Origin of the sequence: Paenibacillus sp. A3 (assembly GCF_001399685.1) — a bacterium.
In the GTDB taxonomy this organism is placed as follows: Bacteria; Bacillota; Bacilli; order Paenibacillales; family NBRC-103111; genus Paenibacillus_G.
On record NZ_JTHN01000185.1, the window covers coordinates 1 to 839 of the forward strand.

The 839-nt window shown below is 60.2% G+C and carries 1 protein-coding gene and 1 pseudogene; both read left to right on the forward strand.

All coding sequences use genetic code 11. The features are described 5' to 3' along the window. Positions 1-551: ATP-binding cassette domain-containing protein (locus QJ48_RS26020; RefSeq protein ID WP_157261759.1), on the forward strand; the 551-nt coding region annotated here is incomplete at its 5' end. Positions 552-581: 30 nt separating this feature from the next. Beyond that, positions 582-839, forward strand: a pseudogene (locus QJ48_RS26025) (hypothetical protein); the annotation flags it as partial.

Here is an 839-nt window from a genome sequence, read left to right on the forward strand (position 1 = left end):
TCGTGCTGCAGGACCCGTTCCTGTTCACCGGTACGATCGCCTCGAACGTCAGTCTGGACGATCCTTCCATTACACGGGAGCAGGTGGAGCGGGCGCTTCGCGATGTCGGCGCGTACGAAATGTTCGCTGCCCTGCCCGGAGGCATCGACGAGCCCGTCATCGAGAAAGGCAGCACGCTTTCCGCCGGTCAGCGGCAGCTTGTTTCGTTCGCCCGGGCACTGGCGTTCGACCCGGCGATTCTTATCCTGGACGAAGCCACAGCCAGCATCGACACGGAAACGGAAGCCGTCATCCAAGCGGCGCTGGAGGTGCTGAAAAAAGGCCGGACCACCTTCATCATCGCACACCGGCTGTCGACCATCAAAGCTGCCGATCAAATCCTCGTCCTTGACCGGGGCGAAATTAAGGAAAGCGGGACGCATGACGAGCTGATGCGTTTGGGTGGAAGGTATTACCAAATGTACCGGTTGCAATCGGGAGAGCTATCGGCGGAGGAAGCTTCCGAAATCAGGACCTCCGAAGGAGAAGTTCAGGGGCCGGCTATGGTATAATATGGTCATCATGCGCCAGGGAGGTACGATATGACCGTTATCTTTATCTTAATCCTTGTTGTTATTGTTCTGCTGATCGTCGCCTCCTCTTCCAAATCCGGAAAAACGAACCGCAGACGGCCGTCATCGGGCAGCATGACGAGGCCGCCCGCGCGAAAGCCCGCCAAGCCGGATTACGGGAGCGAGCAGCTGCCGCCCGGACTCGGACTTCAGCCCGGCGTCCCGCTGCAGCCGGCGGCAGACCGGCTGGAGCAAGCGCTCCGATCAGAATACGGCGACCGGCTCCGG